Genomic DNA, 25,349 nt, shown 5'->3' with positions numbered 1-25,349 from the left:
CGCAACAGGGGGGCGTGGCGGGGTGGAGGAGATCGGGGGCAGGGGCGCGCGTCCACCGGGGGGTGGGCCGTGGGTGCCGGACAGCGGTCCGGCCATCCGGCACCGGCTGGACCTTTTGTCGCTGGTGCCGCTGGTGGCGATCCTGGCGCTGGTCGCGCTTGTCGCGGGCGTGGTCTGGGTCATCGGCCGGAACGAGGCGGAACAGGCCCGCGTGAAACTGGCGACCGACGCGCTGTGGGTGGAACAGACGCTGCGCTTTCAGATGTCGGTTGATGAGGACATGCTGGCCCGCCTGGCCCTGGAGGCGGCGGGCGGCGCCCCGCCCGCGTCGCTGGACGCGCGCGCCCGCCTGCATCTTGCCAACAATCCCGAAATCATGTCGGTGGTCTGGCACGACGCCTCGGGCGCGCGTCTGCGCACCCTGCCGGGGGCGGGCGCACCCGACGATCCGGCGCTGGTGGCGCTGCTGACCCGCACGGGGGCCCGGTCGGCGCGCCCGATCTATGGCGATGTCCGCCCCGATGGCACGGTCGCGATGGGTCTTGCGATCGCCGGGGGCGGGGGGTCCGTCACGGCGACCATCTCGCTTGGGATCCTGTTGGACCGGCACATTCCCTGGTGGATCGCCGAACAATACGGCGTGCGGATCTTCGGCAGCAACGATGCGGTCCATGCGGCGCGGCAACGTCTGCAACCAAAGTCCGGCACCCCGTCCCATTCCATCAGCTTCGACCCGCCGCTCAGCGGCACGTTCCTTGGCATCACCGCCTATGACGCGCCGCGCCCGTTCCGGTCCACGTTGCTGATGGCGGCGATCGGAGCGCTGGCGACCTTTGCCATTCTTGCGCTGCTGGTGCTGTTCCGTACCGCCGGCCGCCGCCGCGCGGCGGAGGAGCGCTGGCGGGGCGAAAGCGCCTTTCGCCGGTCGATGGAGGAAAGCCTGACCGTCGGTCTGCGTGCCAAGGATCACGAGGGGCGCGTTCTTTATGTCAATTCCGCCTTCTGCAATCTGGTGGGGTGGGAGGCGGCCGATCTGGTCGGTCAGGCGCAGCCCATGCCCTATTGGGATCACGAACGCCTGCCCGAGACGGAGGCCCGCCAGTCCCGCCTGAAGGGCGGAGGGGCGATCCAGCAAAGCTTCGAGACGCGTTTTCGTCATCGCGACGGGCGCGGCATCGACGTGCAGGTCTATGAGGCGCCGCTGATCGACGCGCAGGGGGTGCATCGCGGCTGGATGGGATCGGTCATCGACCTGACCGAACAAAAGCGCGCCGACCGCATGGCCCGCGCGCAGGACGAGGCGCTGGCGCGGACGGGGCGGCTGGTGACGCTGGGCGAAATGGCCTCCACCCTCGCGCATGAACTGAACCAACCGCTTGCGGCCATCGCCTCCTATGCCGCCGGAATGGCCAATCTAATGGAGCGGGAGGGCACCGATCCCGCCCTCCTGCGCGAGGCGAACCGCAAGCTGGTCCATCAGGCCGACCGCGCGGGCCAGATCATCCGCCACATCCAGGATCTGGTGAAAAAACGCGCGCCCCGCTTTGCCCCGACCGATCTGGCGGAGGTGGTGACGGGCACCGTCGGCTTCATGTCCGCCGATGCGCGCCAGCACCGCGTCACCCTGCGCCCCCGCATCGACGCGGCCCCGGTGGTTCAGGCGGATGGCGTGCTTTTGGAACAGATGCTGATCAACCTGATCCGCAACGGGATGGAGGCGATGGCCGACACCCGCACGGGGGATGTGCTGACGGTGCGGCTGGACGTGGAGGCGGACGAGGCCGTGATCGAGGTGGACGATCAGGGCGCAGGCATCGCCGAGGAGATCCTGGGCCGCTTGTTCGATGCCTTCGCCACGACGAAACCGCAAGGGATGGGCATGGGGCTGAAAATCTGCCGCTCCATCGTCGAACTGCATCGCGGGGCGCTGTCCATCCGGCCCGGTCCGAAGGGGGGCACGATCTTTCGCATCGCCCTTCCGCTGATGTCCGACGCAAGGGAGCTTTCATGATCCACATCGTCGACGACGAAGAACCGATCCGCGACGCGCTCGCTTTCCTGTTCGCCTCGCGCAATCTGGCCTCGCAGGGCTGGCCCTCGGGCGAGGCGTTTCTGGCCGCCCAGCCGGTCGGCCCCTGTTCGTGCATCCTTCTGGACGTTCGGATGGGCGGGATCGGCGGGCCGGAGGTGTTCCGCCGTCTGAAGGCCGCAGGCAACACCGCGCCGGTCATCTTCCTGACCGGCCATGCGGACGTGTCCATCGCCGTGGAAGCCCTGAAGGGCGGGGCGTTCCACTTTCTGGAAAAGCCGTTCAGCGACAATCAGATCGTCGATCTGGCGCTGGAGGCGATCGCCGCGCACGAGGCCGCACGTGCCGCGACCGACACGCAGCGCGACCTTGCCGAACGCCGCGCCAGCCTGTCCCCGCGTGAGGAGGAGGTGATGCAGCTGATGCTTTCGGGCGCGCCCAACAAGCAGATCGCCGATGCGCTGAACATCGCGATGCGCACGGTGGAGGTGCATCGGGGGCGGGTTCTGGCCAAGATGGGGGCACGGAACGGCATCGAACTGGCGATGATGCTGCCCGACGCCCACGGTCACGGAAAACCACAATGGCGGTAATGGTCCTACCCGCTATCCTTGCCGCATCTTCAGGGAGGAAGAGACCATGACCTTTTACATCCGCGCCCCGCTGCGCCCATTGGCGCTTGGGGGGGCCGTCATCTGCTTTGCGACCGCCTCCGCGGCCCAGACCGACAACCGCGACGAGTTCTTCTGGTTGGGGGAGATCAACAAGGCCACCATCGTCATCAACAGCGAGGAGGGGCTTCTGGACCCCGCCCTTGCCCCGGACATTGCCGCCGCCCTGCAAAAGGTGCTGGACGACGGCGCCCAGCCGGACGGCGAACGCCCCGGCACCGTCATTTCGTTCGAGCCGCTTCTGATCAAGGCGGGCGGTCTGGACGTGACGCTGATCCATGCCGGTCGGTCCAGTCAGGACATGCACGCCACCTACCGCGCCGCCATCCTGCGCGACGGCCTCCTGGATCTGGCCCAGCAGTTGAACGCCACCTCCACCACGCTCGTGGATCTGGCGCAGACCCATGCGGACACCATCGTTCCGAATTACACCAACGGGGTGGCGGCGCAGCCCAACAGCTTTGGCCACTACCTTCTGGGCCATGCAGCGGGGCTGGACCGCGACGCGCAGCGCATCCGCGAGGCCTATGCCCGGATCGACCGTTCGGCCATGGGAACCACGGTCCTGAACGGCACGAGCTGGCCCCTGAACCGCGACCGGATGGCGGACTATCTCGGCTTTGCCGGGGTGGTGGACAACGCCTATGACGCCTCGCAGATCTCGTCCATGGACCAGCCGGTCGAGGTGGCGGGCATCGTCACCTCCATCGCGCTGCACACCGGCAACTTCGTCGAGGATGTGATGACGCAGTATGCCCAGACCCGCCCGTGGATCCTGCTGGAGGAGGGCGGCGACAACACCTATGTCAGCAGCGCCATGCCGCAGAAGCGCAATCCCGGCCTGTTGAATTCGGCCCGCAGCGACGCCTCGACCGCCGTGACGCTGGCGATGGGGCCGATCATCCAGACCCACAACATCACGCCGGGCATGTCGGACCCGAAATCGGTCGATGACAACGCCGCCGTGGTGGAGGCGGGGATCAAGGCCCTCAACCGTCTGGACCGGGTGCTGAAGGCGCTGCGCATCAATCCCGAACGCGCGCTGGAGGAGTTGAACGCGGACTGGACCGCGTCGCAGGAACTGGCCGATCTGCTGATGCGCGACCATGGGCTGCCGTTCCGCGAAGGCCATCATTTCGCGTCCGAGGTCGTCAGCCATGCCCGCGAAACCGGCATCGGCCCGCTGGACTTCCCCTATGCCGAGGCGCAGCGGATCTATACCGAAACGGTGGCCGGCACCGATTACCCGCAGGACCTGCCGATCGACGAGGCGACGTTCCGCGCGACGCTGGACCCTGTGGCGATCATCCGCAACCGGGCGACGCGCGGGGGTCCGCAGCCCGCCGAGATGGAGCGCATGATCGGTGAGGCCCGTCAGAACCTGTCCCAGGGCCAGGCCTGGATCGATGGGCGTCGGGAGCATATCGACGCGTCCTTGTCGAACCTCGACACGGCGTTCCGCAGGGTGCAGGCCGACTGAGCCGCGCCTTTCCCCGACGTATGTGAAATGCGTCAGGTCGTGCCGGTGGCGAAGGGATATCCTTCGCCCCCGGTCTGGGCGAAGACCCGCGCCACATGGGATGAGGGCGGTCGGCCAAGCCGGTTCGACACATCCACCGCGACGGCGCAAAGACGCCGCAGATCGACGCCCGTCCCTATCCCCATCCCGTCCAGCATGAAGACCAGATCCTCGGTCGCAACGTTGCCCGTGGCCCCCTTGGCATAGGGGCAGCCACCCAGACCCCCGACCGAGGCGTCGAACACCCGCACCCCGGCCTGAAAACAGGCAAGGATGTTCGCCAGCGCCTGCCCATAGGTGTCATGGACATGCACGGCCAAGGCCGACATCGGCACCGATCCCGCAACAGCTTCGATCACCCCCCTTGCGGCGGTCGGGGTGCCCGTGCCGATCGTGTCGCTGACGGAAATCTCGTAGCAGCCCATGGCGTGCAGCGCGGCCGAAACACGGACCACCGCCGCCGGATCGACCGCGCCCTCGTAAGGGCAGCCCCACGCGCAGGAGACATAGCCGCGCACCGCGATCCCGGCCTCGGCGGCCGCGTCCATGACGGGGCGAAACCGCTCCAGACTTTCGTCGATGGAGCAGTTGATGTTGCGTTGCGAAAAGCTTTCCGAGGCGGAGGCGAAGACCGCAATTTCCCGCGCCCCGGCGGCCTTGGCGGCCAAAAACCCCTTCATGTTGGGCACCAGAACCGGCAATCGCAGCTCCGTCCGATGGGCAAAGGCGGCCAGCACATCGTCCGATCCCGCCATCTGCGGCACCCATCTGGGGGAGACGAAGCTGCCGACCTCCACCGTCGAGAGGCCGGAGGCGATCAGCCCCTCGATCATGGCGACGCGGCCCGGCACATCCAGCGGCGCGGCCTCGTTCTGCAGGCCGTCACGTGGCCCCACCTCCACGATCCGCACCTGGTCCTGCGCTGTCATCCCAGCTCCTCCTTCAGAAAGTCGATCAGCCTCGGGTCCGACCCATAGGCGACGTTGATGCGCATCCCCGCCGACAGCCCGGCCCCGTCGGGGTGAAACACGCTGGAGGGCGCGAGGAAGATGTCGCGCGCGGCGGCGCGGCGGACCAGACCCTCCTCGTCCGTTCCCTCGGGCAGCGGCACCCAGGGATAGAAGCCGGGGGTGGCGGGGGGCGCCACCGTCAGTCCGACACGGGACAGGGCGGTCACCGAATCCTTCGTCCCTTCATGGATGCGGGCGCGCAGGCGACGAAGGTGGCGCAGGTAATGCCCGCCTTCGATCAGGTTCAGGATCAGCTGCTCCACATGGGCGGAGGTGGAGACGGTCGTGAGCATCTTGATGTCCACGATCCGGCGCACGATATCGGGCGCCGCCGCGACATAGCCGCAGCGCAGCCCGGCCGAGAGCGTCTTGGAGAACGACCCGAGATAGATCACCCGCTCCGCCTTGCCGAAAGCGGCGAGGCGCGGCAGCGTCGGCGGCAGGATATCGGCAAAGACGTCATCCTCGACAATGCGGAAATCGTGCAGTTCGGCCATCTGCAGGATGCTGAACGCCTGCGCGGGCGACAGGCCGCTGCCGGTTGGATTGTGGGCCTGGCTTTGGGTGAAATAGATCTTGGGCCGGTGACGCTCCAGCGCGTCCGCAAGATCGCGCAGATCGGGGCCGTCCGGGCCGCGACGGATCGGCACGACGACGATATTCGCAAGCCGCAGCTTGCCGAACAACGGATAGTATCCGGGGCTGTCCACAAAGACCGTATCGCCGGGTTCCAGCAGATGACGGATGATCAGATCCTGCCCGTGATTGATCCCGTGGGTCAGGGCGATCCCATCCTCGGCCACCGGGATCTGCCGTTCGGCCAATGACATTCGCAGCCACTGGCGCAGACCGGCCAGACCCCACGGACTGCCATAGCCGTATTCCATCTCGCTGCTGCGCGAACTGCGCATGAAGCGGCCGATCTCGGAGCCTTCCATCCACGACGCCGGGGGGCGGCCATCCCCGGCGCGGACCTCGTAATGCTGGTCCAACTGCTCGCGCAAAAGCGAGACGATGCCGATGGCCTCGGCGACATGGGGGGTCGTCGGCACGGGGGCCGTCGGCCATTCGCCCGTGGCATAAAAGCCGGACCCGGTGCGGGCCGTCACGACACCCCGCACGACCAGCCGGTCATAGGCTTCGGCCATCGTGTTCTTGGACACGCCATGCAACGCAGCGCCCTGTCGGACCGAGGGAAGCCGCTGGCCGTTCCGATAGACGCCCGCCGCCACCTGCCGGATCACGTCATCGACCAATTTGTCCACGCGGCTGGCCACGGATCGTCCCCTTTGAAAATCATGACAGTCCCCCCCGATAATCCGCAGAACTGTCCCTTGATCGCCGCCAATATAGCATGACAGTTTGGGGCGGACGCAAGGGCCGGTCCGCCGGCCCCTGCACAGAGGGAGGAGATTACCTGATGACCATCGGCACCCCGCGGGTTGTGAACTCGCGGCTTGAAAACATGCGCAACCTCGATCCGGCGGGACGGCTGGACCGCGTGGCGGAGGCCGTCAGCCTTGATGCCAACGGCAAGTCCATGTTCGGCGGCGATGCGCTGCCCGTCGATCTGGCCAATGGCATGATCGAGAACGTCGTCGGCACCTTCCAGTTGCCGCTGGGCGTTGCCACGAACTTCACCGTGAACGACCGCGATTATCTGGTGCCCATGGCGGTGGAGGAGCCGTCGGTCGTGGCGGCGGCGTCGTTCATGGCGCGGATCGTGCGCGGCTGCGGCGGGTTCCAGACCTCCTCCACCCTGCCGATCATGCGCGCGCAGGTGCAGATCCTGGGCATCCCGGACCCGCATGGGGCGCGGCTGAAGATTCTGCAGGCGAAGGACCAGATCGTCGCAGCCGCGAATGCCAAGGATCCGGTGCTGGTGAAGTTCGGCGGCGGCTGCCGCGACATCGAGGTGCATGTCTTCCCGTCCTCGGCCCGGGGGCCGATGGTCGTGATGCACCTTTTGGTGGACGTGCGCGACGCGATGGGGGCCAACACGGTCAACACCATGGCCGAAACGGTCGCCCCGATCGTGGAGAAGATGACCGGCGGCCATGTGCGTCTGCGCATTCTGTCGAACCTGGCCGATCTGCGGATTGCGCGGGCGCGGGTGGAACTGACCGAGGCGTCGCTGGCCACCAAGGACTTCGACGGGCGGCGCGTGATCGACGGCATGGTCGACGCCTATGAATTCGCGGCCATCGACCCTTACCGCGCCGCCACCCACAACAAGGGCATCATGAACGGCGTCGACCCGGTCGTCGTCGCCACGGGCAACGACTGGCGCGCGATCGAGGCGGGGGCCCATGCCTATGCCGCGCGCTCGGGGCGCTACACATCGCTCAGCACATGGGAAATCGGCGCGAATGGCAACCTGATCGGCACGTTGGAAATGCCGATGGCGCTGGGTCTGGTGGGGGGGGCGACCAAGACCCATCCCGCCGCCCGCGCGGCCCTGCAGGTTCTGAACGTCACGACGGCGGTGGAGCTGGCGGAGGTCACGGTCGCGGTGGGGTTGGCGCAGAACATGGCGGCGCTGCGGGCCCTGGCGACCGAGGGCATCCAGCGCGGCCACATGGCGCTGCACGCCCGCAACATCGCGATCGGGGCCGGTGCCACGGGGGCGGAGATCGACGAGGTCGCACGACGGCTGGCCGCCGATCACGATGTGCGCTCGGCCCGCGCCGAGGAGGTGTTGGCCGACATACGTGCCAACTGAATGACGACAGGGCCGCCCCCGCACGGAGGGGTGCGGGGCGGCCTGCGGAGGGGACAAGGGAGAAGATCATGACATCGACATCGGACGGCCAGCTGGCCGAGGTGTGGGGCGACGTGGTGTCGCGCCGGCATCTGGGGCGGGCGATCATCATCGGCGGGGCGGTCAGCCTTGCCTTTTACGGCATCGGGCTGCTGGTCATCACGCCCATGGCGGAAACGCCGCAGATCGGGCGGGCCCTGGCGATGCTGCTGGGCATTCTGGGCTGCTTGACCGGCGGCCTGATCTGCGCGCGACTTTATGCGCCCAAGCGCGTTCTGACCGAAGAACTGGGGGCCGGCAGCGCCGAATGGCAGCATCAGGTTCTGGACCAGATCGAGGCGGAAGGCGGCACCATCGGCGACATGGCCGATCTTCCGCCCGCCGTGGTGAAGGAACTGCACGAAACCGGGCTTTACGACGTGTTCGCCAATCGCAAAAGCGCTGCACGGGTCGGGGGGGAGGTCTAGGATGGACGGACTCCTTCTTGAGATTCTGACCGCCGTCGGGTTCGGCGTTCTGGGGGCGGTGCTGTTTTCGGCCATCGGCCTTGTCTCCGGCACGGACGAAACCGCGACCATCGCGCCGGTGACGCTTCTTGTGGTGATGCTGGGCGCGCCGCCCGCGGCCATCCTGACCTTCTGGATGGCGGCGGCGGTTTCCAAGCACATGACCCATGCCGTGCCGACCGCGCTTCTGGGCATTCCGGGCGACACGCTGGCCATCCCGCTTCTTCAGCAGGCGACGGCGATGCGCAATCTGGGCGCCCCGCATATCGCCTTGCGCAAAATGCTGGCGGGGGCGGTGATCTCCGCCTTCATCGCGGTGCCGGTCGCGGTGCTGTTCGCCGTCATCCTCGCGCCGTTCGGCAGCTATATCACCGCCGCCGCACCGTGGATATTCCTGATCGCCGCCGTGCTGATCGCCTATTTCTCGGCGGGGCGGTGGTCGGCGGTTGCGGGTCTTGTGCCGTTCACACTGGTCATCGTGGCGTTGCAGGCGTTCACCGGCACGCAGGATATGCGTCTTGCCATCAGCTATTTCCTTGGCATCGCCATCGGCCCGCTTGTGGCCGAGCTGTTCTCCGCCGCCTCGCCGATGGAAGCGCGGCGCATGAACCGCAGCGCCTATCGCCAGATGACGCTGGCGCCCGATGTGAAGGGCTGGCACGGGTATTTCCCGAACCCGTTCCGCGTGCTGGACGGGTTCCAGACCCGCGCAACGGCCATCGCCGCCGCGGTCAGCAGTGCCACCTTCGTCTTCAGCCCCGTCGCCGTGACGGTCATCGCGGGCGAGGCCGTGGGCGCGCGCGTGAAACATGCCTATCACCGCCTGACCTCGGTTCTGGCGGTTCGCAACGGCGTGACCGAATCCACCTACATCGCCGAGGCGCTGATCCCCCTTATCGCGTTCGGGCTGCCGCTCAGCCCTGTCGCGGCAGGTCCGGCGGCCCCGCTGTTCAACGCGCCGCCCCGCTTCACCGTGGATGCGACGACGGGAGAGGTGAACAACCTGCACACCCTGCTGACCGTGCCGGAGTTCCTGTTCTATGGCCTTCTGGCCGTCGCCCTGGCGGCCCTGATCGCCTATCCCTTCGCCATGAACTTTGCGCGGCAGGCGGCGGTGTTCGTGTCGCGCAAGATCAGCCACGAGGCGATCATCGGCACCTTCGTCGGCCTCGTGCTGGTGATCGGCCTTTGGGAAGGCGGCTTTCTGGCGGTGTTCGTCATCCTGACCGTCGGCCTTGTCGGGGGGCTTTTGTATCGCGTGCTGGGCATGAATACGGGGGTGCAGTTCATGGGCTATTACGCCGCGGTGCTGAGCGTGCCGGCCCTGATGCGCCTGCTGGCCTGATCGATGAAAAGGGGCGGCGCGACGGTCGGTCGATCCGGTCGCGCCGTCCCGGTCATGCGGGGCGGGGGCGGTTCGGCCTCAGGAACTCTGGACCGTCATCCCGGCCGCCGCGAAACGCTTTTTCACCGCCTCCAGCATGTCGGTATACACCTCGGCCGCGATGTCGGGGGTCGCGCAGCGAACGCGCAGGCTGAGATCCACGGTCGCAGGGCCCAGACCGGTCACCGGACAGCCAAGAACCTCCTCGATCGCCTTGCTTTGCGCCGCCGATTGCAGGATCAGGGCGCGGGCGGCGTCAATATCCGCATCCTGGTCGATCGAGAACGGGATGACGCATATCGTCCGCTGGTCGGCGGCGGAAAGGTTGATCATCGTCGTGCTGGAGATCGACGCATTCGACATGATGACCCGGCGATTGTCGGAGGTCTTCAGAACGGTATAGCCCAGCGACACATCCTCCACCACGCCGCTTTCCACCCCGCCCGGGGCCGTGATCTTCAGTTTGTCGCCCAACCGGAACGGGCGGTAGAAGATCAGGCTGAACCCGGCCACGAAATTCGACAGCGTCGATTGGGCGGCCAATCCGAACACGACCGAAGCGACCGAGACACTGGCCAGAAGCGCCGTGGCAAGGCGGTCCAGGGCAGGGATCATGTGCGCATAAAGCATCAGGATCATGATCCAGACGAAGGCGCTTGCGACCTTGGCCAGAAACCCGACGGACATGCGATCCAGCCGGTGGTCGCGATCCCGCGCGACCACAAGGCGGATGGCGCGTTTGAGAAGGTGGGACGACAGAAGTCCGAGGGCGAGGAAGATCAGCAGGATGATCAGCGCACCTGACCATTTGTCGGGATGCAGATGCGTCAGCCAACCCTGTATCGTTTTCCAGTTCATCGGTTCTGCCCGTGGCGATTGCGGCCTTCGAACGGGCTAGAGCACTGGGCCGATCGTGGCAATAACATTGTTCCACACCCGCCGCCAGGCCGGCCAGGCGGTCACCTGATCCAAGCTCACAAGGTCCGACCGGGCGATATAGTCCTGCTGACGGTCCTGAACGGCGCGGGTCACGCCCGGATCCTGCAATAGGATGTTGTTTTCGAAGTTCAGATCGAAACTGCGCAGATCGAGGTTGGAGGACCCCACGAGGCTGACCATGCCGTCCAGCGTCAGGGTCTTGGAATGCAGAAGGCCGCCCTTGAATTCATGGATGACGCAGCCCGCCGTCAGCAATCTGGAATAATAGCTGCGGCTTGCCGCTGCCACGATCCAGCTGTCGTTGACCTTGGGGAAGATCAGCCTCACCGCCACCCCGCGATGGGCCGCGGCGCACAGCGCCTCCAGCACGGTCGCGTCCGGCACGAAATAGGGGGTGGAGAGGGTCAGCCTGTCCTGCGCCCCCGCGATCAGCGCCGAAAACAGTTGCGGCGTGGCCCCCGGACGTTCGGTCGGACCGGCGCCCATCACCAGCGCGGGAAAGCCCCCCTCTGCCGGCGGGGCGATCCGCGCCGCATCCTCGGGCGCGTCCCCCGTGGCCTGCATCCAGTCGCTGAGAAACAGCAGGTCGTTCTGCGCGACGATCGGCCCTTCGAACCGCAGCATGATATCGACCCATGGGGCAAAGCGGGCCTTGATCCGAAACTCCGGGTCGGCGGAATTTCGGCTGCCGCAATAGGTGATCTTGCCGTCGATGACCGTGATCTTGCGGTGATTGCGCAGATCGATACGGCTGGTCAGGATCGTGTGGATCGGACGGTCCAGCGGCAAGGCGACCGCCATCTTCACGCCCGCATCCGCCATCTGCCGCCACAAAGGCGACGTGATCAGCGCGCGCGATCCCAACCCGTCCGCCATCGCCCGGCAGACGACGCCCCGTTTTGCGGCGCGGATCAGCGCCTGCGCCACCTGCGTGCCGGTCGTGTCGTTCAGCCAGATGTAATAGAGCACGTGGACATGGCTTTGCGCCGCATCGATATCCGCGACGAGGTGGGCATTCGTGGCGGCGGCATCGGCCATCACCGTGGCCCGGTTCCCCGCCACCGCATGGAACCCGTTGATCGACCCGGCATAGCGAAACGCCGGACGATAGGGCAGATCGATCAGGCGGTCCGTATCCTCCACCTGTCCCATGAGGTGGGCCTTCTGGGTGCGGATCCGATCGAAGGCGCGGCGGTAACGGTCGCCCGCCTTCCGGCCCACGGTGATTTCCCCGAACAGAAGATAGATGACGCTGCCGACATAGGGCAGCACGATCAGAACGGTGAACCAGGCCAGCCGCGCCTGCGGGGTAAGATTGTCCCGCAGCAGGATGCGCCATGTGAAGATCAGGACGATCAGGATATGCAGGCAAAGAAACAGCGTCGCCATGGGGCCTCCGTGATCTTGACATCCAGGCGGCCCCGGGCGTTGCAAACGCGCCCGATATCATCACCGTCGCGCGCCAGTTTACGGAACCGGACCCCGGATGCAATTGATGCCGTGGCGGCGCAACCTGTCGGGCCGGGCAGGCGTGGGGTCAGACGCCCCCGGACATCTCCTGCCAGACGGCATGTGCGGCAAGAACCGTCTGCATCTGCGCCTCATGTCCGGCGCGGAAGGCGGCGCCGTAGATCGTCTCGTCCGGATATTCGGTGATCAGGGTCAGCGGCACCGAATGCCGGTCGTCGGCATGAACGAGGCAGGGAAAGCCGTTGATCATCCTGTATCCGGTTTCGCCGGCGTGAACCTCGTAAAGGGCGATCTGGGCGTTGTTGTCCTCAATCAGCCCCGGCACGTCCGCCAGCCGCCGCGTCACGCCGTCGATCAGGCGTTCGGCCGCCTGTGCGTGATCCGCGTGATGCCGCAGGACCAGGAAAAAGCCCTTCGGGATCGTCCACATCGCGAAATTGCGCGGCACATATCCCGAAAGGGGCCGCGTCCATTCATGCGCGGGATAGCCGTGCAGATTGACATGCAGCGCCGCGCCGGTCAGCGCCTCGGCCTGCAGCCGAATGGCTTTCTCATAGGCCCCGGCGCGATATTCCAGATCGTCGCCAAGCGCCGTGTAGCGGGCGGCGTGATGCATGTGACGCGGATTGTCCGCGATCAGGCGTTGATGCAGGGCATAGCCGTCCGGGTTTTCAAGCGGCGACAGGGTGAAGGCCGCCCCCTGTTCGGCCAGCCGCCGTCCCGCCCGCAGGGCGCCGACGATGCCCGTCGTCTCGTTCGCGTGCTGTCCGGCGCTGATCATGATCGGGGCGCCGGTCCCCGTGACCCGCATGGCCGTCACCTGGCGGCCCGAACGTGTATCGGCTTGAAAGGCCGTCCCGTTCAGCGAGGTCAGGATATCGGCGATCTGCGTCACCGGCAGGGGGGCGGTCGCCGTGTCCAGGTCCTGCGCCTCGCCCGTCCGATCCTCGCGGGACAGGGGGCGCACCTCCACCCGCACGGCCGATTCAGGGCCGAAGCGCACTTCGGGCACGATCTGACCCGGCTGAAGCCCGCGATCGCCCAAGGGGCGCCCCGACCGGCGCTGAAACACCTCCAGCAGGGTGAAATAGAGATCCTCGTGCAGCGCCTCGCGCAGGCTGACGACTTCATCGGCATGGGGCAGGGGGTCGTCGGCGACGGGCAGGGTGACGGCGATGTTCAACTCGTCGAAATAGGGTTCCTCGCCCCAATCCTGCGCGGCGATGGCGGCGATGGTGTCGTGGAACAGCGCCTCGAACTCGGTCTCCAGCGCCTCGTCCGTGCCGTCATGGACCAGCCAGCCGGTGGGCGAAAGCAGCGTCTCCCCCACGGCATCGACGTGGACGCGGTTGGGCGCCCGGACGCGGTGCGTCTCTGTCCGGTCGGGAAAGGTCAGGGTTACATCGTAATCCGGCCCCGCGCCGGGTGTGAAGGTCACCTCCACCCCCGGCAGAAGGGCGGACAGGGGATAGGTCTCCAGCAGGAACCGGTTGGGCACCGCCGAGGGATGCCGGGGATAGGCGATCTCGGCCTTGATCAGGCCGGGGCCGACCTCCTCCAGAAAGAAATGGACCAGCGGCTTGTAGGCGCTGCGGATCCGCGCCGTCACGCCCTTGACGGCGAAGGCCTGCTCCGCCCGCATTCGGGTGGCGCGGTCGTCGAATGTCCACGCCTCCACCCGGCCGGTGTCGATGCGGTCCAGAAGGTCGGTCAACGTGCGGGGATAGGTGGCCTGAAAGATCATCGGTTCGTCCGCCCCGTCGGGTCCAGTGTGTCGCGCAGCCAGTCGCCCAGCAGGTTCAGGCCCAGAACGGTCAGCAGGATCGCAAGGCCCGGAAAGACGCTGACCCACCATGCCGTCTGAAGATAGGTGCGCCCGTCTGCCAGCATCCCGCCCCAGCTGGGGATCGTCGGATCCACGCCAAGGCCAAGGAAGGTCAGGCTGCTTTCCAGCAGGATGTTGTTGGCAACGTTCAGCGTCATCAGCACGATCACCGGCCCCAGCAGGTTGGGCAGGATGTGGCGCAGGATGATGTGGCGGTTCTTCACGCCGGTCGCGCGGGCGGACAGGATGAACTCCCTCTCCCGCAGTGTCAGGACCTGCGCGCGGACAAGGCGGGCGTATTGCACCCATTGCGACACGATCAGAAGCAGGATCGTGTTGGTCAGGCTGCCGCCGATGATCGCGATGAAGGTGATGGCCAGAAGGATGAACGGCAGCGCCAGTTGCACATCGGCAAAGCGCATGACCAGCACGTCCCAGAACCCGCGGTAATATCCCGCGATCAGCCCCACCAGCACACCGAGGATGACCGACCCCGCAACCGAGACGAACCCGACCTGCAACGAGATCCAGCCCCCCGCCACCACGCGGGCCAGCACGTCGCGGCCCAGGGGATCGGTGCCAAGGATGTGGTCCGCGCGGGTGAAGGGCGGCACCAGCCGCGCCATCAGGTCGATCGCCCCGACATTGGGGAACAGCCAGCCCGACAGCAGCACGGCGGCGGTGATCACGAAAACCAGTCCGGCACCCAGGATGAATTCAAGCGAGGCGAAGCGTTTCAGGGTCATCAGCTCACTCCGTCCGGATGCGCGGGTCGATCAGACCATAGGCGATGTCGACCAGAAGGTTGACGGACACGATCATCAGCGACAGCACCATGATCACCGATTGCAGCACCGGATAATCGCGCGCCGACACCGCATCGAAGGCGAGCGAGCCCATGCCGGGCCAGTTGAACACCCGCTCCACCACCACGACGCCGCCCAGAAGGCCGCCGAATTGCAGGCCCAGATAGGTGACAAGCGGAATGGCGCAGTTCCGAAGCGCGTGCTTGTAGAGAACCTTGCGCTCGCTCAACCCCTTGGCGCGGGCGACCATGATATACTGGCTGTTCAACACCTCCAGCATCGTGGTCCGCACCAGACGGACATTGGTGGCGGTCAGGATCACGCCCATCGTCACCGCGGGCATCACGAAGCTGGCCAGCCCGTTCATGCCCGACGGGGGCAGCCATTGCAGGGTGATGGAAAACAGCAGAACCAGCATCGTCGCCAGCCAGAAGTTCGGAAAGGACAGGCCGATCAGCGACAGGATGCGGATGATCTGGTCGCTGGCGCGCCCCCGGTTCACCGCCGCCCGGATCCCCAGCGGGATCGAGATGGCGATGGACACCAGAAGCGAGGCGAAGGCCAGCGCCAGCGTGGCGGGAAGCGCGCCCGCGATCAGGGTGGACACCTGCGTCCCGCCCACGAAGCTGCGGCCGAAATCCCAGGTGAACAGGCCGGCAAGGGTGTTCATGTATTGGTGAAGAAACGGCTCGTTCAGGCCAAGCCCCTCGCGGATGCGGGCCAGGTCCGCCTCGGTCACGTTGGTCGCGCCCGAGGTGATCATCAGGGCCGGATCGCCCGTCATCCGCACGGCCACCGACACGATCAGGGTCACGACCATGACCACGAACACCGATTGCAGCAATCGCTTCAAAAGAAAACCGGCCATGCCCGCCCCCTGCTTGGGCCGCCCGAACCGGGCGGCCGTTCGATTAGTCGACGGTGACGTCGTTCAGTTTCATCCGGCTGTCGGGGGCCGGAACGAACCCTTTCACGCGGGTGTTGATCGCGTAGATGGCGTTCAGGTTGTAGATCGGCATTTCCAGATCACGTTCGTAGGCATAGGCCGCGATCTCTTGCAGAACCTTCTCCCGCTCGGCCCGGTCGGTCATGGGGCGTTGGGATTCCAAAAGCGCGTCCAGTTCGGGATCGCTGTCATAGGGGTTCCACTTTTCGCCCGAGTGATACATCGAATACGCGGTGTTGTCGTAATCGAAGGTCCATCCGCCCCAGCTTTGCTGGAACATCGCGCCGGTCTTGCCCTGCGGGATGATGTCGTTCAGAAGCACGTTCGTCTCGTGCGGCTGGATCGTCGCGTTGATGCCCACCATCCCAAGATAGGCCGACACCGCCTGCGCCACCTCGTTGAAGGTCGCGTCGTTGCCGCGCACGTCTATCTGCACCTGCGCGCCCTGCGGCACGCCCGCTTCCTTCAACAACTCCATCGCCGTGGCGGGATCGAAGGGCAGGGGTTCCAGATCCGGGTTGTAGCCGAAGGACTGTTTGCCCTGCAACTGCGATATGACGCTGGCCTGCCCCCCGAGGATGGAGTTCACGATGGTGTCGCGATCCACCGCCATGGTCAGGGCGCGGCGCACACGCTCATCCGCCGTGATGCCGTCGCGGGTGTTGTAGCGCAGGGAATAGACCGTCGGGCCCGGCGTGGTGACCAGTTCCAGATTGCTGGCATTTTCGATGGTGGAGATCATGCCGATCGGGATGGTCGGCGGGATCACCAGATCGACGCCGCCCGATTGCAGTTCGGCCAAGGCGGTCGACGGTTCGGTGATGAACCGGTATTCCAGTTCCGAGATCTTCGGCGCGCCACCCCAATAGTCGGGGTTCGCCTCCAGCCGGATGCCGATGCGGGGTTCATAGGAAACGAACTTGAACGCGCCCGTGCCGACGGGGTTCAGGTTGAAGGCTTCCTCGCCCACCTCCTCGACATATTTCGGGGGCACGATCATCGCGCCATATCCGGCCAGTTTGGTCAGGAGGACCGGATCGGGCGCCTTCAGATGGAAATCGACGGTCATGTCGTCGATGATCTCCACGCTCTCGATCGCGGTGTAGTTCGATTGCTGCGGGCCCTTGCCGCCTTCTTCGCCCAGCAGGCGGTCGAAGGTGAACTTCACCGCTTCGGCGTTGAAGGGTTCGCCGTTGTGGAAGGTCACGCCCTCGCGCAGGGTGAAGCGGATGCGGGTGCCGTCGTCCAGTTCCTCCCACGCGGTGGCAAGGCCGGGTTGCAGTTCCAGATCCGGCCCGCGCCACGTCAGCCCGTCATAGATGTTCGTGCCCACCGACGCCCAGTTCACAAGGAACGTGTCGATCGGGTCCCAGCTTCCCGGATCCTGGGGGGAGGACACGGTCAGCTTGCCTTCCGCAAAGGCGGGCGTGGCCAGCATGAGAAGCGCAAGCGCGGTGGCGGCGAAGTTCTTTTTCATGGTCGTCCCTGTTGATGTTGGCATGTCAGTGGCGCGCGACCACGTGGCCGGGCGCGATTTCGTCACGAAGATGCGGCTTGGGGGCATCGCCGATGCGGTGGGTCGTGGACGGAATGTCCCCCTCCATCGCGCGGCGTTCGGGGCGGTGCGCCGGATCGGCCACCGGCACGGCGGACAGAAGGCGGCGGGTATAGGGGTGGGCGGGCGTCTCGAACACCTGCGCGCGGGTGCCCATCTCCATGATCTGACCCAGATAGAGGACGGCGACGCGGTGGCTCATCTTTTCCACCACCGCCATGTCATGGCTGATGAAGAGATAGGCCAGGCCGTCATCGTGCTGCAGGTCCATGAACAGATTGATGATCTGCGCCTGAATGGACACGTCCAACGCCGACAGCGCCTCGTCCGCGATGATCAGGCGGGGTTTGGAGGCGAGGGCCCGTGCGATGCAGACCCGCTGCCGCTGCCCGCCGGAAAATTCATGCGGATAGCGGCCCGCGACGGCGGCGGACAGGCCCACGCGTTCCAGAAGCTCCCCCACACGCGTCTGGATGGCGCGGTCGTTGTCCAGAAGTCCATGGGTGCGGATCGGTTCGGCAATCGAATAGCCGACCGTTCTGCGGGGATCGAGCGAGGCGAAGGGGTCCTGGAAGATATACTGCACCTCGCGCCGCAACCGCTGGCGTTCGGCCAGACCCATCTGCGACATGGGCCGCCCGTCGAAGAACACCTCGCCCGAGGCGGGGTCGGTCAGTTGCTGGATCGTGCGCCCGATGGTCGATTTTCCCGATCCGCTTTCGCCGACAAGGGCCAGCGTCTCGCCGGGGTGGATGTCGAAGCTGACCTGCGTGACGGCGGGACAGTAATGTGTGACCTTGCCATACCAGTTCTTCGTCAGATCGAACGAGACCGACAGATCGCGCACCGACAAAAGCGGGGCCGCGCCGGTTTTGGCCGTGTCCTGCACGCGGCGGGTGCCGACCAGCTTCGGCTGCCCGTCCTCCAGCACGGTCAGGGGGGTGCGCAGGGGATGCGGTTCGCCCGCCATCTCACCCAGCTTCGGCACGGCCGACAGAAGGGTGCGGGTGTAGGGGTGCTGCGGATTGGCGAAGATGTCGGCCACCGGCCCGTCCTCCACCTTTCTGCCCCTCCACATCACGACCACATCGTCGGCCATTTCGGCCACGACGCCCATGTCATGGGTGATGAAGATGATCGCCATGCCCAACTCGGCCTGAAGATCGCGCAGGATCGACAGGATCTGCGCCTGAATGGTGACGTCCAGCGCCGTCGTCGGTTCATCGGCGATCAGCAGCTTCGGACGGCAGGCCAGCGCCATGGCGATCATCACGCGCTGGCGCATTCCCCCCGAAAGCTGGTGGGGATAACGCCGGATCATCCCCTTGGCGTCCGGCAACCGCACCAGTTCCAGAAGGCGGATCCCTTCCGCCATCGCCTGCGCCCGCGTCAGGCGCGCATGAAGCATCAGCACTTCGGCGATCTGGTCGCCGATGGAATAGACGGGGTTGAGCGATGTCATCGGCTCCTGGAAGATCATCGCGATTTCGTTGCCGCGAATGCCCCGCATGTCCGACTGGGACATTTTCAGAAGATCGGAGTCCCCCGCCGCATTGCGAAACAGGATGCGCCCTTCGGGATAGGAGGCGCCGACCATGTCGGCCAGCCGCATGATCGACATCGAGGTGACCGATTTGCCCGATCCGCTTTCGCCCACGATGGCCAGGGTGCGTCCCGCCTGCACGGTGAAATCCAGCCCGTCGATCACCTGGGACGTCCCGAACGCGACGCTCAGCCCCTCGACGGTCAGGATGGGGGGGGAAATGGAGTCTGGCATCGGCCCCTCGACATGGTTCGCTTCGCCCCATGGCTCTCGCCATTTGGCACATGGCAGCTATGCAATATTGACGGGTCGCTGGCAACCGCCCCACCAACAAGACTTGTTTTTTTGTTGAACAAAAAACAGGCCGTTTCGCATGGTTCGCGGGCGTTGGCGACTGTCCTGAGGCATGGACGTTTGTCATTGCGGACCGGCGCGCCATGTAACGCGCTTCACGGCGGCACTTTGCCCGCATTCGCAGGAAGCCCGCATGACCCCGCTTCAGATCGCGTCGATTATCCTTGTGCTGGCGGCCGCGTCGGGCTGCGTGAACTATTTCTTCCTTCGCTTGCCATCCTCGATCGGGATCATGGTGATCGCGCTTGTGGGGTCGATGATCGTTCTGGGCATCGACCATCTTCATCCCGGCCTGCATCTGGCCGAACAGACGCGCGATCTTGTGTCTGCGATGGAGTTGTCGGGATCGCTTCTGGACGGAATGCTGGGCCTTTTGCTGTTCGCCGGGGCGCTGCACGTGTCCTTGAGCGATCTGCGGCGCGAGGCGCTGGCGGTGTTTCTGATGGCGACACTGGGCGTTGCCCTGTCGACCGTCATCGTCGGGCTGGGCTTTTCCTGGGTCACGGGGATGCCGCTTCTGATCGCCCTTGTGTTCGGCGCGCTGATTTCCCCGACGGACCCGGTGGCGGTGCTGGGTATCCTGCGCGAGGCGAAGATACGCAACAGCCTTGAGATCAAGATCGCCGGGGAATCGCTGTTCAACGACGGCGTGGGATATGTCGTCTTCCTGCTGCTGATCGGGCTGGCGTTTCCCGCCGCCGATGCGCATGGGGCGGGGGCCTTCGATCTGGCATCCGCCGTGACGCTGTTCCTGCGCGAGGCGGTGGGCGGCGGCGTTCTGGGCCTTGCACTGGGCTGGGGCGTCTTTCGGCTGATGCGGCGGATCGACGATTACGCGCTGGAGGTGATGCTGACCTTGGCGCTGGCCTTGGGCGGATATGAACTTGCGTTGGCGTTGGGCGTGTCGGCCCCGATCATGGCGGTGGTGGCGGGCCTGATGATTGGCAATGTCGGCCGGCGGGACGCGATGTCGGACGAGACGCGCCGCTATGTCGATGGCTTCTGGCAACTGATCGACGAGATCCTGAACGCCGCCCTTTTCCTGATGATCGGGATGGAGATCTTCCAGCTTGACGTCACACGCACCACGCTTTTGTTCATGGGGGCGGCAATCGGCCTTGCGCTTGCGGCCCGTCTGGCCTCCGTGGCGCTGCCGATCCTCCTGCTTTATCCCATCCGGCGGGAGGGGCGGGACGTGGTGCCGCTGATGACCTGGGGCGGGCTGAAGGGCGGCATTTCCGTCGCGCTCGCCCTGTCGCTGCCCGCCTCCGACTGGAAGGATCCGATCCTGGCTGCGACCTATGCGGTGGTGGTCTTCTCCATTCTGGTGCAGGGCCTGACGCTTGGCCCCCTTGCACGGCGGTTGATGCGGGATCGGGCGCATTCCCCGGGCCCGTGAATATGGCGCCACGCCCTGAAATGCCGCATACTGCCCCTCTTGATGGGCAGGGGGCGGCGGACGATGGACGAGACGACAGCACCGGAGACGATGGAAGAGGCGGTCCAACTGGATCCGGTCTTCGTATTCTCCAAGATTTCCACATGGGTCATCGGCTTTCAGAAGCTGTTGCCGAATATCGTCGTCGCGGCGGTGCTGATCGGGATATTCGTCATCCTTGGCCTGATCGTGGCGCGCGCGGTACGGACATGGGCCAATCACAGCCAAAGGGGCAATCTGGGCGACGTCCTCGGATCGTTCCTGAAATGGGTCATCATCTTGATGGGCATCCTGCTGGGGTTGACCATCGTGATCCCGTCCTTGCGTCCGGGCGATCTGATCGCGGGCCTTGGCATCGGGTCGGTGGCGATCGGCTTTGCGTTCAAGGATATTCTGCAGAACTGGCTTGCGGGGCTTCTGCTGCTTCTGGGGCAGCCGTTCCGTCCGGGGGACCAGATCGTCGTCAACGGCTATGAGGGCACCGTCAAACGGATCGAGACGCGGGCGACGATTTTGACCACCTATGATGGGCGGGATGCGATCATTCCGAACGCCGACGTGTATTCGACGGCGGTGACGGTGAACACCGCCCATGAAACCCGGCGCAGCGATTACGATGTCGGCATCGGATACGGGGATGACATCGAACAGGCCCGCAAGGTCATTCTGGCCTGTTTCGAAGGGCTGGATACGGTGGAGGCGAAACCGGCCCCCGAGGTTCTGGTCTGGGATTTGGCATCCTCGACCGTCAATCTGCGGGTGCGGTGGTGGACGAATTCACGGCGCACCGATGTGGTGCATGTGAAGGCGGTGCTGCTGGAGCGGATCAAATACGCCTTGGACAAGGCGGGCATCGACATGGCCTATCCGACGCAGGTGATGCTGTTTCATGATCAGACGGAGGCGACCGACGGCACGCGCGGCGATCAGCGCGAAGGATGGCCGCGGGGCGAAAAGGGCCATCCGCCCATGTCTGCGCGCGAGGCAGGGCAGAAGCAGGGCTGAGCCACGCCGGCCATGATGCGGGAATCAAAAAGCGCGGCCGAAGCCGCGCTTTCCGATCCGACCATGTGGGGTCGATTACATTTCCGGCCACTTGAATTCAGGCGCGTTCTCCAGCGAGGCGCGGTCCGACTGCAGCACGATGAAGTAGTCGTTCTGCGAGTCGCCGTCACGGATCACCGCGAGGTCGTCCATGGACACGGCCACGGTCTTCTCGCCCATACCGAGGAAGCCGCCGAAGTCGGTCAGAACGGCCTTGACCATGCCGTCTTCGCCGATGACCAGATCGCTGATCTCACCCACATCGTCCCAGTCCTGGTCGACTTCGGTCATGTCGGCGTTCATGTCGACCTCGACCTCGGACACGTACAGACGCTTGCCGATGAAGGTTTCTGCCGACTTGTCACCGGCTTCGACGGTGTAGTTGAAGCCCATGTCCGACGTCCCGGTCGTGGCGGCTGCCGGTGCGGTCGTGGTGGCTTCCGGCGCGGTCGTGGTGGCCGTCTGTGCGACGACGGGGGCGGCCAGCATGGCAACGACGGCGGTGGAGGAAAGCAGCTTGATCATCTTGGTCTCCTTAGGTTTCTCGGCTCCTGCCGATCGGGGAGATAACGGGCGATCCCAGATCCGGTTCCGAAATTCGACCGATTTTCTGAACCGACCGGCCCGGTCCATCCGGCGCCCCGTGGGCCGCACCGGAAGGACCGGCGGGACGTTCAGGTCAGATCGTTCGCCGCCAGGAAATCGTTCATCGTCCGCGTCTGGGCCGCCGTCAGCGGCCAGGCCGATGGGGCGCGCGTGGGCCCGCAGTCCCGTCCGATCGCCTGAAGCGCGGCCTTGACGCCGGTCACGTTCGTGCCGTTCATCTCCTCGGCGCGGACATCCTCGAACGGCTTCATCCGGCGGATCAGGCGGTTGGCCTGCGCATAATCGCCCCCCTCCAGCGCGGCATGGATCGCCATCGAATGTTCGGGCCAGATGTTGATCAACCCCGAGGTGAAGCCGCGCGCCCCCACGGCATAAAAGGCCGGCGCCCATACCTCGGCCAGCCCGCCGACCCAGACGATCGACGGATCGCAGGCGGCCTTCGCTTCGGCCAGCCGCAACGGGTTCGGGGTGGCCCATTTCACGCCCTTCACCCCCTCGACCTCGCACAGGGCGCGAATATTGTCGGTGCCGATCGCGTCGTTGCGCAGATAAAGCATCATCGGCAGGCCACCGGACGCGTCGGCGATGGCCCGGATGTAATCCACTGTCCCGCGCGGCGAGACGAAGGGATCCGGCGGCTGATGGATCATCAGCGCGGTGGCCCCGGCTTTCGCGGAGTCCCCGGCCAGCCGACAGGCATCGCGCAGCCCGCGCCCCACGCCAGCCAGAACCGGGGCGCGCCCCCCCACCATTGCCACGACCTCGTGCACCATCGTCACGGCCTCGTCCGTGGTCAGGGCATAGAATTCGCCGGTGTTTCCGTTCACCACCGGCATATGCACCCCGGCCCGGACGGCGTGGTCGATCACGGGCTGCAGTTTCGCAGGCGCCAGATCGCCTTGGTCGTCATAGGGTGTCACCAGAATGCCGGAAATGCCCGTCAGGGCCGTGTCGAGATCATGTGCCATCGTGTCCTCCTCCTGAACGTGTGACGCGTGCCGCGGCGGGGTGGCAGGCGCGGACTGGCGCCCCGGCCGTCAATGTCACCGGCCCCCGCACGGATGTCCAGACGGCGATCACCCGAAAAGGGGGGCGGTCCACGGGGAAAGGCGCAGGGCCGGGGCAACGCCTGTTGGGACAATTTGCCCGTTGTCTTCGCGCCGGAATGCGTCATGCAGGGGATATGCGTGCTTTTGCAGCCTTCCGTATCCTGGGTCTGGTGGCGGTAACCCTGCTGACCGTCGCCTTCGCGACGGGCACGGTGGGGCGTGCGGCCCCTTCGGTGACCGATATGTATCTGAGCGCGTATCAGCTTCAGGGCGGGCTTCTGTCCGACCTGTGCCACGATACCCCCGACCATGCGCATGAGGCGGGCTGTTCCTTGTGTCATCTGGTGGCGGCGTCCAATCTGCCGGATGTGAACCTGCCGCTGATCCGGGCCGAACGGGCGCGGGTGGCGGCCATCATCCTGCCGCAGATCCGGCGGGCGGCGGCGCGCCCGCACGACCCCGCCACCCCCACACGCGGCCCCCCGCAGGCCTGAGACCGACCGTTCCACCCTTCCGGTTCCCATTCTCAGGCCCTTTTCATGTCCCATATCCCCGATCAGCCGCGCGGCGCCACCGCGCTGCGGCCGTTTCTGCTGCGCCTCCATTTCTACATCGGGCTGTTTGTCGGCCCCTTCATCTTCATCGCCGCCCTGACGGGGTTGCTTTACGTCCTGACCCCGCAGATCGAAGATCGGCTTTACGCCGACGCCCTTTACACCGACAGCGCGGGTGCGGCCCGCAGCCTGACCGATCAGGCGCTGGCGGCGCGGGCCGTGGTGCCGGATCTGGACGTGTCCGCCGTCCGCCCCGCCACGGGCGAGGGGCGCACGACGCGGATCATGTTCTCCGATCCCGCATTGGGCCCGTCCGAGAACCGGACGATCTTCGTCGATCCGGTCACGCTGGCAATCCGGGGCGACATGACCACCTATGGCACCAGCGGCATCCTGCCCTTCCGCATCACGCTGGATTACCTGCACCGCAACCTGCTGCTGGGCGACTGGGGGCGATATTACAGCGAGCTTGCGGCCTCGTGGCTGTGGGTGGCCGTTCTGGGGGGCGTGGCGCTGTGGGCGACCGGCCCGAAGCGCCGCCGCGCGGTGGCCGACATGCCCCCGCCGCAGCGTCGCCGCTGGATTCATGCCACGCTGGGGGTGGTGCTGTCGGTGGTGCTGGTGTTCATCTCGATCACCGGCCTCACGTGGTCGCAGGCGGGCGGGCAGCGGATCACCGACCTGCGCAACGCCATCGGCTGGGTCACGCCCTCGGCCAGCACCGCATTGGACGGGGCCACCATGCCGATGGACGCCCATGCGCACCATCACATGGACCTGTCGGCGCGCGAGGATCGTCTGGATCAGCTGGACGCGGTGGAGGCTGCATCCCGCAAGGCCGGCATCGACAGCCCGTTCCTGGAAATCCGCCTGCCCAAACCCGGCCAGGCCTGGTCGGTGCGGGAATACGACCGCAGCTGGCCCACGCAGGTCGACACCATCGCGCTGGACCCTGCGACCATGGCCGTCACCAGCCGCGCCGACTTTGCGGAGTTCACCTTGGTGCCGAAGCTGATCCGCTGGGGCATCGACGCGCATATGGGCATCCTGTTCGGGGTTGCGAACCAGATCGTCATGGGGCTGGTGGCCGTGGGCCTGATGATCTCCATCGCCTATGGCTATGCGATGTGGTGGACCCGCCGCCCCGCTGCCGGGGGCCTGCCGTTGACCGCCGCGTGGATGCGCCTGTCCGTGCCTGCCCGCATGTTTTGGGCGGTGGGGGCCGTGGCGCTTGGCTGGGCGCTGCCCGTGCTGGGCATCAGCCTTGCGGCCTTCCTGCTGATCGACATCCTTCGCTGGGTCATCGCCCGCCGATCTGTGTGACGGCGCCCCGCGGCGAT

Annotated in this window: 21 protein-coding genes; 10 read left to right on the top strand and 11 right to left on the bottom strand. The window is 66.0% G+C overall.

What is annotated here, in order from left to right:
• Positions 1-73 precede the first annotated feature (73 nt).
• From MU449_RS09300 to MU449_RS09290, 3 genes are read left to right on the top strand one after another with little or no spacing between them, the layout of a single operon-like run.
• Positions 74-2,011, top strand: coding sequence for a two-component system sensor histidine kinase NtrB (locus MU449_RS09300; RefSeq protein WP_244737751.1), 1,938 nt, complete (start codon positions 74-76; stop codon positions 2,009-2,011).
• Positions 2,008-2,622: a response regulator transcription factor gene (locus MU449_RS09295; RefSeq protein ID WP_244737750.1), complete on the top strand. Its 615-nt coding sequence runs from the start codon at positions 2,008-2,010 to the stop codon at positions 2,620-2,622. The genes MU449_RS09300 and MU449_RS09295 overlap by 4 nt, the downstream gene beginning before the upstream one ends.
• Positions 2,623-2,668: 46 nt before the next feature.
• Positions 2,669-4,180 (top strand): argininosuccinate lyase, encoded by a 1,512-nt coding sequence (locus tag MU449_RS09290; protein ID WP_244737749.1) that lies wholly within the window; start codon positions 2,669-2,671, stop codon positions 4,178-4,180.
• 32 nt (positions 4,181-4,212) lie between these two features.
• Here MU449_RS09290 and MU449_RS09285 read toward each other — a convergent pair whose 3' ends face one another.
• On the bottom strand, positions 4,213-5,148 hold the full coding sequence (locus tag MU449_RS09285; RefSeq protein WP_244737748.1) for a hydroxymethylglutaryl-CoA lyase: 936 nt from the start codon (positions 5,146-5,148) through the stop codon (positions 4,213-4,215).
• Positions 5,145-6,506 carry an aminotransferase-like domain-containing protein gene (locus tag MU449_RS09280; RefSeq protein ID WP_244737747.1) on the bottom strand — a complete coding sequence of 454 codons (1,362 nt, stop codon included), beginning with the start codon at positions 6,504-6,506 and terminating at the stop codon, positions 5,145-5,147. Before MU449_RS09280 ends, MU449_RS09285 begins: the two co-directional genes overlap by 4 nt.
• Positions 6,507-6,649: 143 nt before the next feature.
• Between MU449_RS09280 and MU449_RS09275 the strand changes: the two genes are divergently transcribed.
• The 3 genes from MU449_RS09275 to MU449_RS09265 all read left to right on the top strand — a co-directional run bounded on the left by MU449_RS09275 (position 6,650) and on the right by MU449_RS09265 (position 9,841).
• Positions 6,650-7,951, top strand: coding sequence for a hydroxymethylglutaryl-CoA reductase, degradative (locus MU449_RS09275; protein ID WP_244737746.1), 1,302 nt, complete (start codon positions 6,650-6,652; stop codon positions 7,949-7,951).
• Between the two features lie 68 nt (positions 7,952-8,019).
• A complete protein-coding gene (locus tag MU449_RS09270) occupies positions 8,020-8,457 on the top strand; it encodes a hypothetical protein (RefSeq protein WP_244737745.1) in 438 nt (145 codons plus the stop codon).
• Between the two features lies 1 nt (position 8,458).
• Positions 8,459-9,841 carry a tripartite tricarboxylate transporter permease gene (locus MU449_RS09265; RefSeq protein WP_244737744.1) on the top strand — a complete coding sequence of 461 codons (1,383 nt, stop codon included), beginning with the start codon at positions 8,459-8,461 and terminating at the stop codon, positions 9,839-9,841.
• 78 nt (positions 9,842-9,919) lie between these two features.
• Here MU449_RS09265 and MU449_RS09260 read toward each other — a convergent pair whose 3' ends face one another.
• The 7 genes from MU449_RS09260 to MU449_RS09230 all read right to left on the bottom strand — a co-directional run bounded on the left by MU449_RS09260 (position 9,920) and on the right by MU449_RS09230 (position 19,198).
• Complete coding sequence (locus MU449_RS09260) at positions 9,920-10,738, bottom strand: mechanosensitive ion channel family protein (RefSeq protein ID WP_244737743.1); 819 nt, start codon at positions 10,736-10,738, stop codon at positions 9,920-9,922.
• Between the two features lie 36 nt (positions 10,739-10,774).
• Complete coding sequence (cls, locus tag MU449_RS09255) at positions 10,775-12,208, bottom strand: cardiolipin synthase (RefSeq protein WP_244737742.1); 1,434 nt, start codon at positions 12,206-12,208, stop codon at positions 10,775-10,777.
• Positions 12,209-12,356: 148 nt separating this feature from the next.
• The gene (locus MU449_RS09250; RefSeq protein WP_244737741.1) at positions 12,357-14,033 is read right to left on the bottom strand and encodes a M14 family metallopeptidase; all 1,677 of its coding nucleotides are present in this window, start codon (positions 14,031-14,033) and stop codon (positions 12,357-12,359) included.
• Positions 14,030-14,860, bottom strand: a complete 831-nt coding sequence (locus tag MU449_RS09245) for an ABC transporter permease (RefSeq protein ID WP_244737740.1) — start codon at positions 14,858-14,860, stop codon at positions 14,030-14,032. Before MU449_RS09245 ends, MU449_RS09250 begins: the two co-directional genes overlap by 4 nt.
• A 4-nt stretch (positions 14,861-14,864) precedes the next feature.
• Complete coding sequence (locus tag MU449_RS09240) at positions 14,865-15,788, bottom strand: ABC transporter permease (RefSeq protein ID WP_244737739.1); 924 nt, start codon at positions 15,786-15,788, stop codon at positions 14,865-14,867.
• A gap of 43 nt (positions 15,789-15,831) precedes the next feature.
• Positions 15,832-17,343 carry an ABC transporter substrate-binding protein gene (locus MU449_RS09235; protein WP_244737738.1) on the bottom strand — a complete coding sequence of 504 codons (1,512 nt, stop codon included), beginning with the start codon at positions 17,341-17,343 and terminating at the stop codon, positions 15,832-15,834.
• Positions 17,344-17,368: 25 nt separating this feature from the next.
• Positions 17,369-19,198, bottom strand: a complete 1,830-nt coding sequence (locus MU449_RS09230; RefSeq protein ID WP_244737737.1) for an ABC transporter ATP-binding protein — start codon at positions 19,196-19,198, stop codon at positions 17,369-17,371.
• A 253-nt stretch (positions 19,199-19,451) separates the two neighbouring features.
• On the opposite strand from MU449_RS09230, the gene MU449_RS09225 reads away from it, so the two are divergent.
• Positions 19,452-20,717 (top strand): cation:proton antiporter, encoded by a 1,266-nt coding sequence (locus MU449_RS09225; RefSeq protein ID WP_244737736.1) that lies wholly within the window; start codon positions 19,452-19,454, stop codon positions 20,715-20,717.
• Between the two features lie 63 nt (positions 20,718-20,780).
• On the top strand, positions 20,781-21,761 hold the full coding sequence (locus MU449_RS09220) for a mechanosensitive ion channel family protein (protein ID WP_244737735.1): 981 nt from the start codon (positions 20,781-20,783) through the stop codon (positions 21,759-21,761).
• Between the two features lie 75 nt (positions 21,762-21,836).
• Here MU449_RS09220 and MU449_RS09215 read toward each other — a convergent pair whose 3' ends face one another.
• Positions 21,837-22,325 (bottom strand): PRC-barrel domain-containing protein, encoded by a 489-nt coding sequence (locus MU449_RS09215; RefSeq protein WP_244737734.1) that lies wholly within the window; start codon positions 22,323-22,325, stop codon positions 21,837-21,839.
• Positions 22,326-22,474: 149 nt separating this feature from the next.
• Positions 22,475-23,374: a dihydrodipicolinate synthase family protein gene (locus MU449_RS09210; protein ID WP_244737733.1), complete on the bottom strand. Its 900-nt coding sequence runs from the start codon at positions 23,372-23,374 to the stop codon at positions 22,475-22,477.
• Positions 23,375-23,589: 215 nt separating this feature from the next.
• Between MU449_RS09210 and MU449_RS09205 the strand changes: the two genes are divergently transcribed.
• Together MU449_RS09205 and MU449_RS09200 are read left to right on the top strand one after the other, a co-directional pair.
• Positions 23,590-23,949 carry a hypothetical protein gene (locus MU449_RS09205; protein ID WP_244737732.1) on the top strand — a complete coding sequence of 120 codons (360 nt, stop codon included), beginning with the start codon at positions 23,590-23,592 and terminating at the stop codon, positions 23,947-23,949.
• Between the two features lie 45 nt (positions 23,950-23,994).
• On the top strand, positions 23,995-25,332 hold the full coding sequence (locus MU449_RS09200) for a PepSY-associated TM helix domain-containing protein (RefSeq protein ID WP_244737731.1): 1,338 nt from the start codon (positions 23,995-23,997) through the stop codon (positions 25,330-25,332).
• Positions 25,333-25,349 lie beyond the last annotated feature (17 nt).

The organism is Falsirhodobacter halotolerans (assembly GCF_022899245.1).
Classification (GTDB): Bacteria; Pseudomonadota; Alphaproteobacteria; order Rhodobacterales; family Rhodobacteraceae; genus Falsirhodobacter; species Falsirhodobacter halotolerans.
The sequence above is the reverse complement of the archived record's forward strand: the minus strand, read 5'-3'. Positions and strand labels throughout refer to the sequence as shown.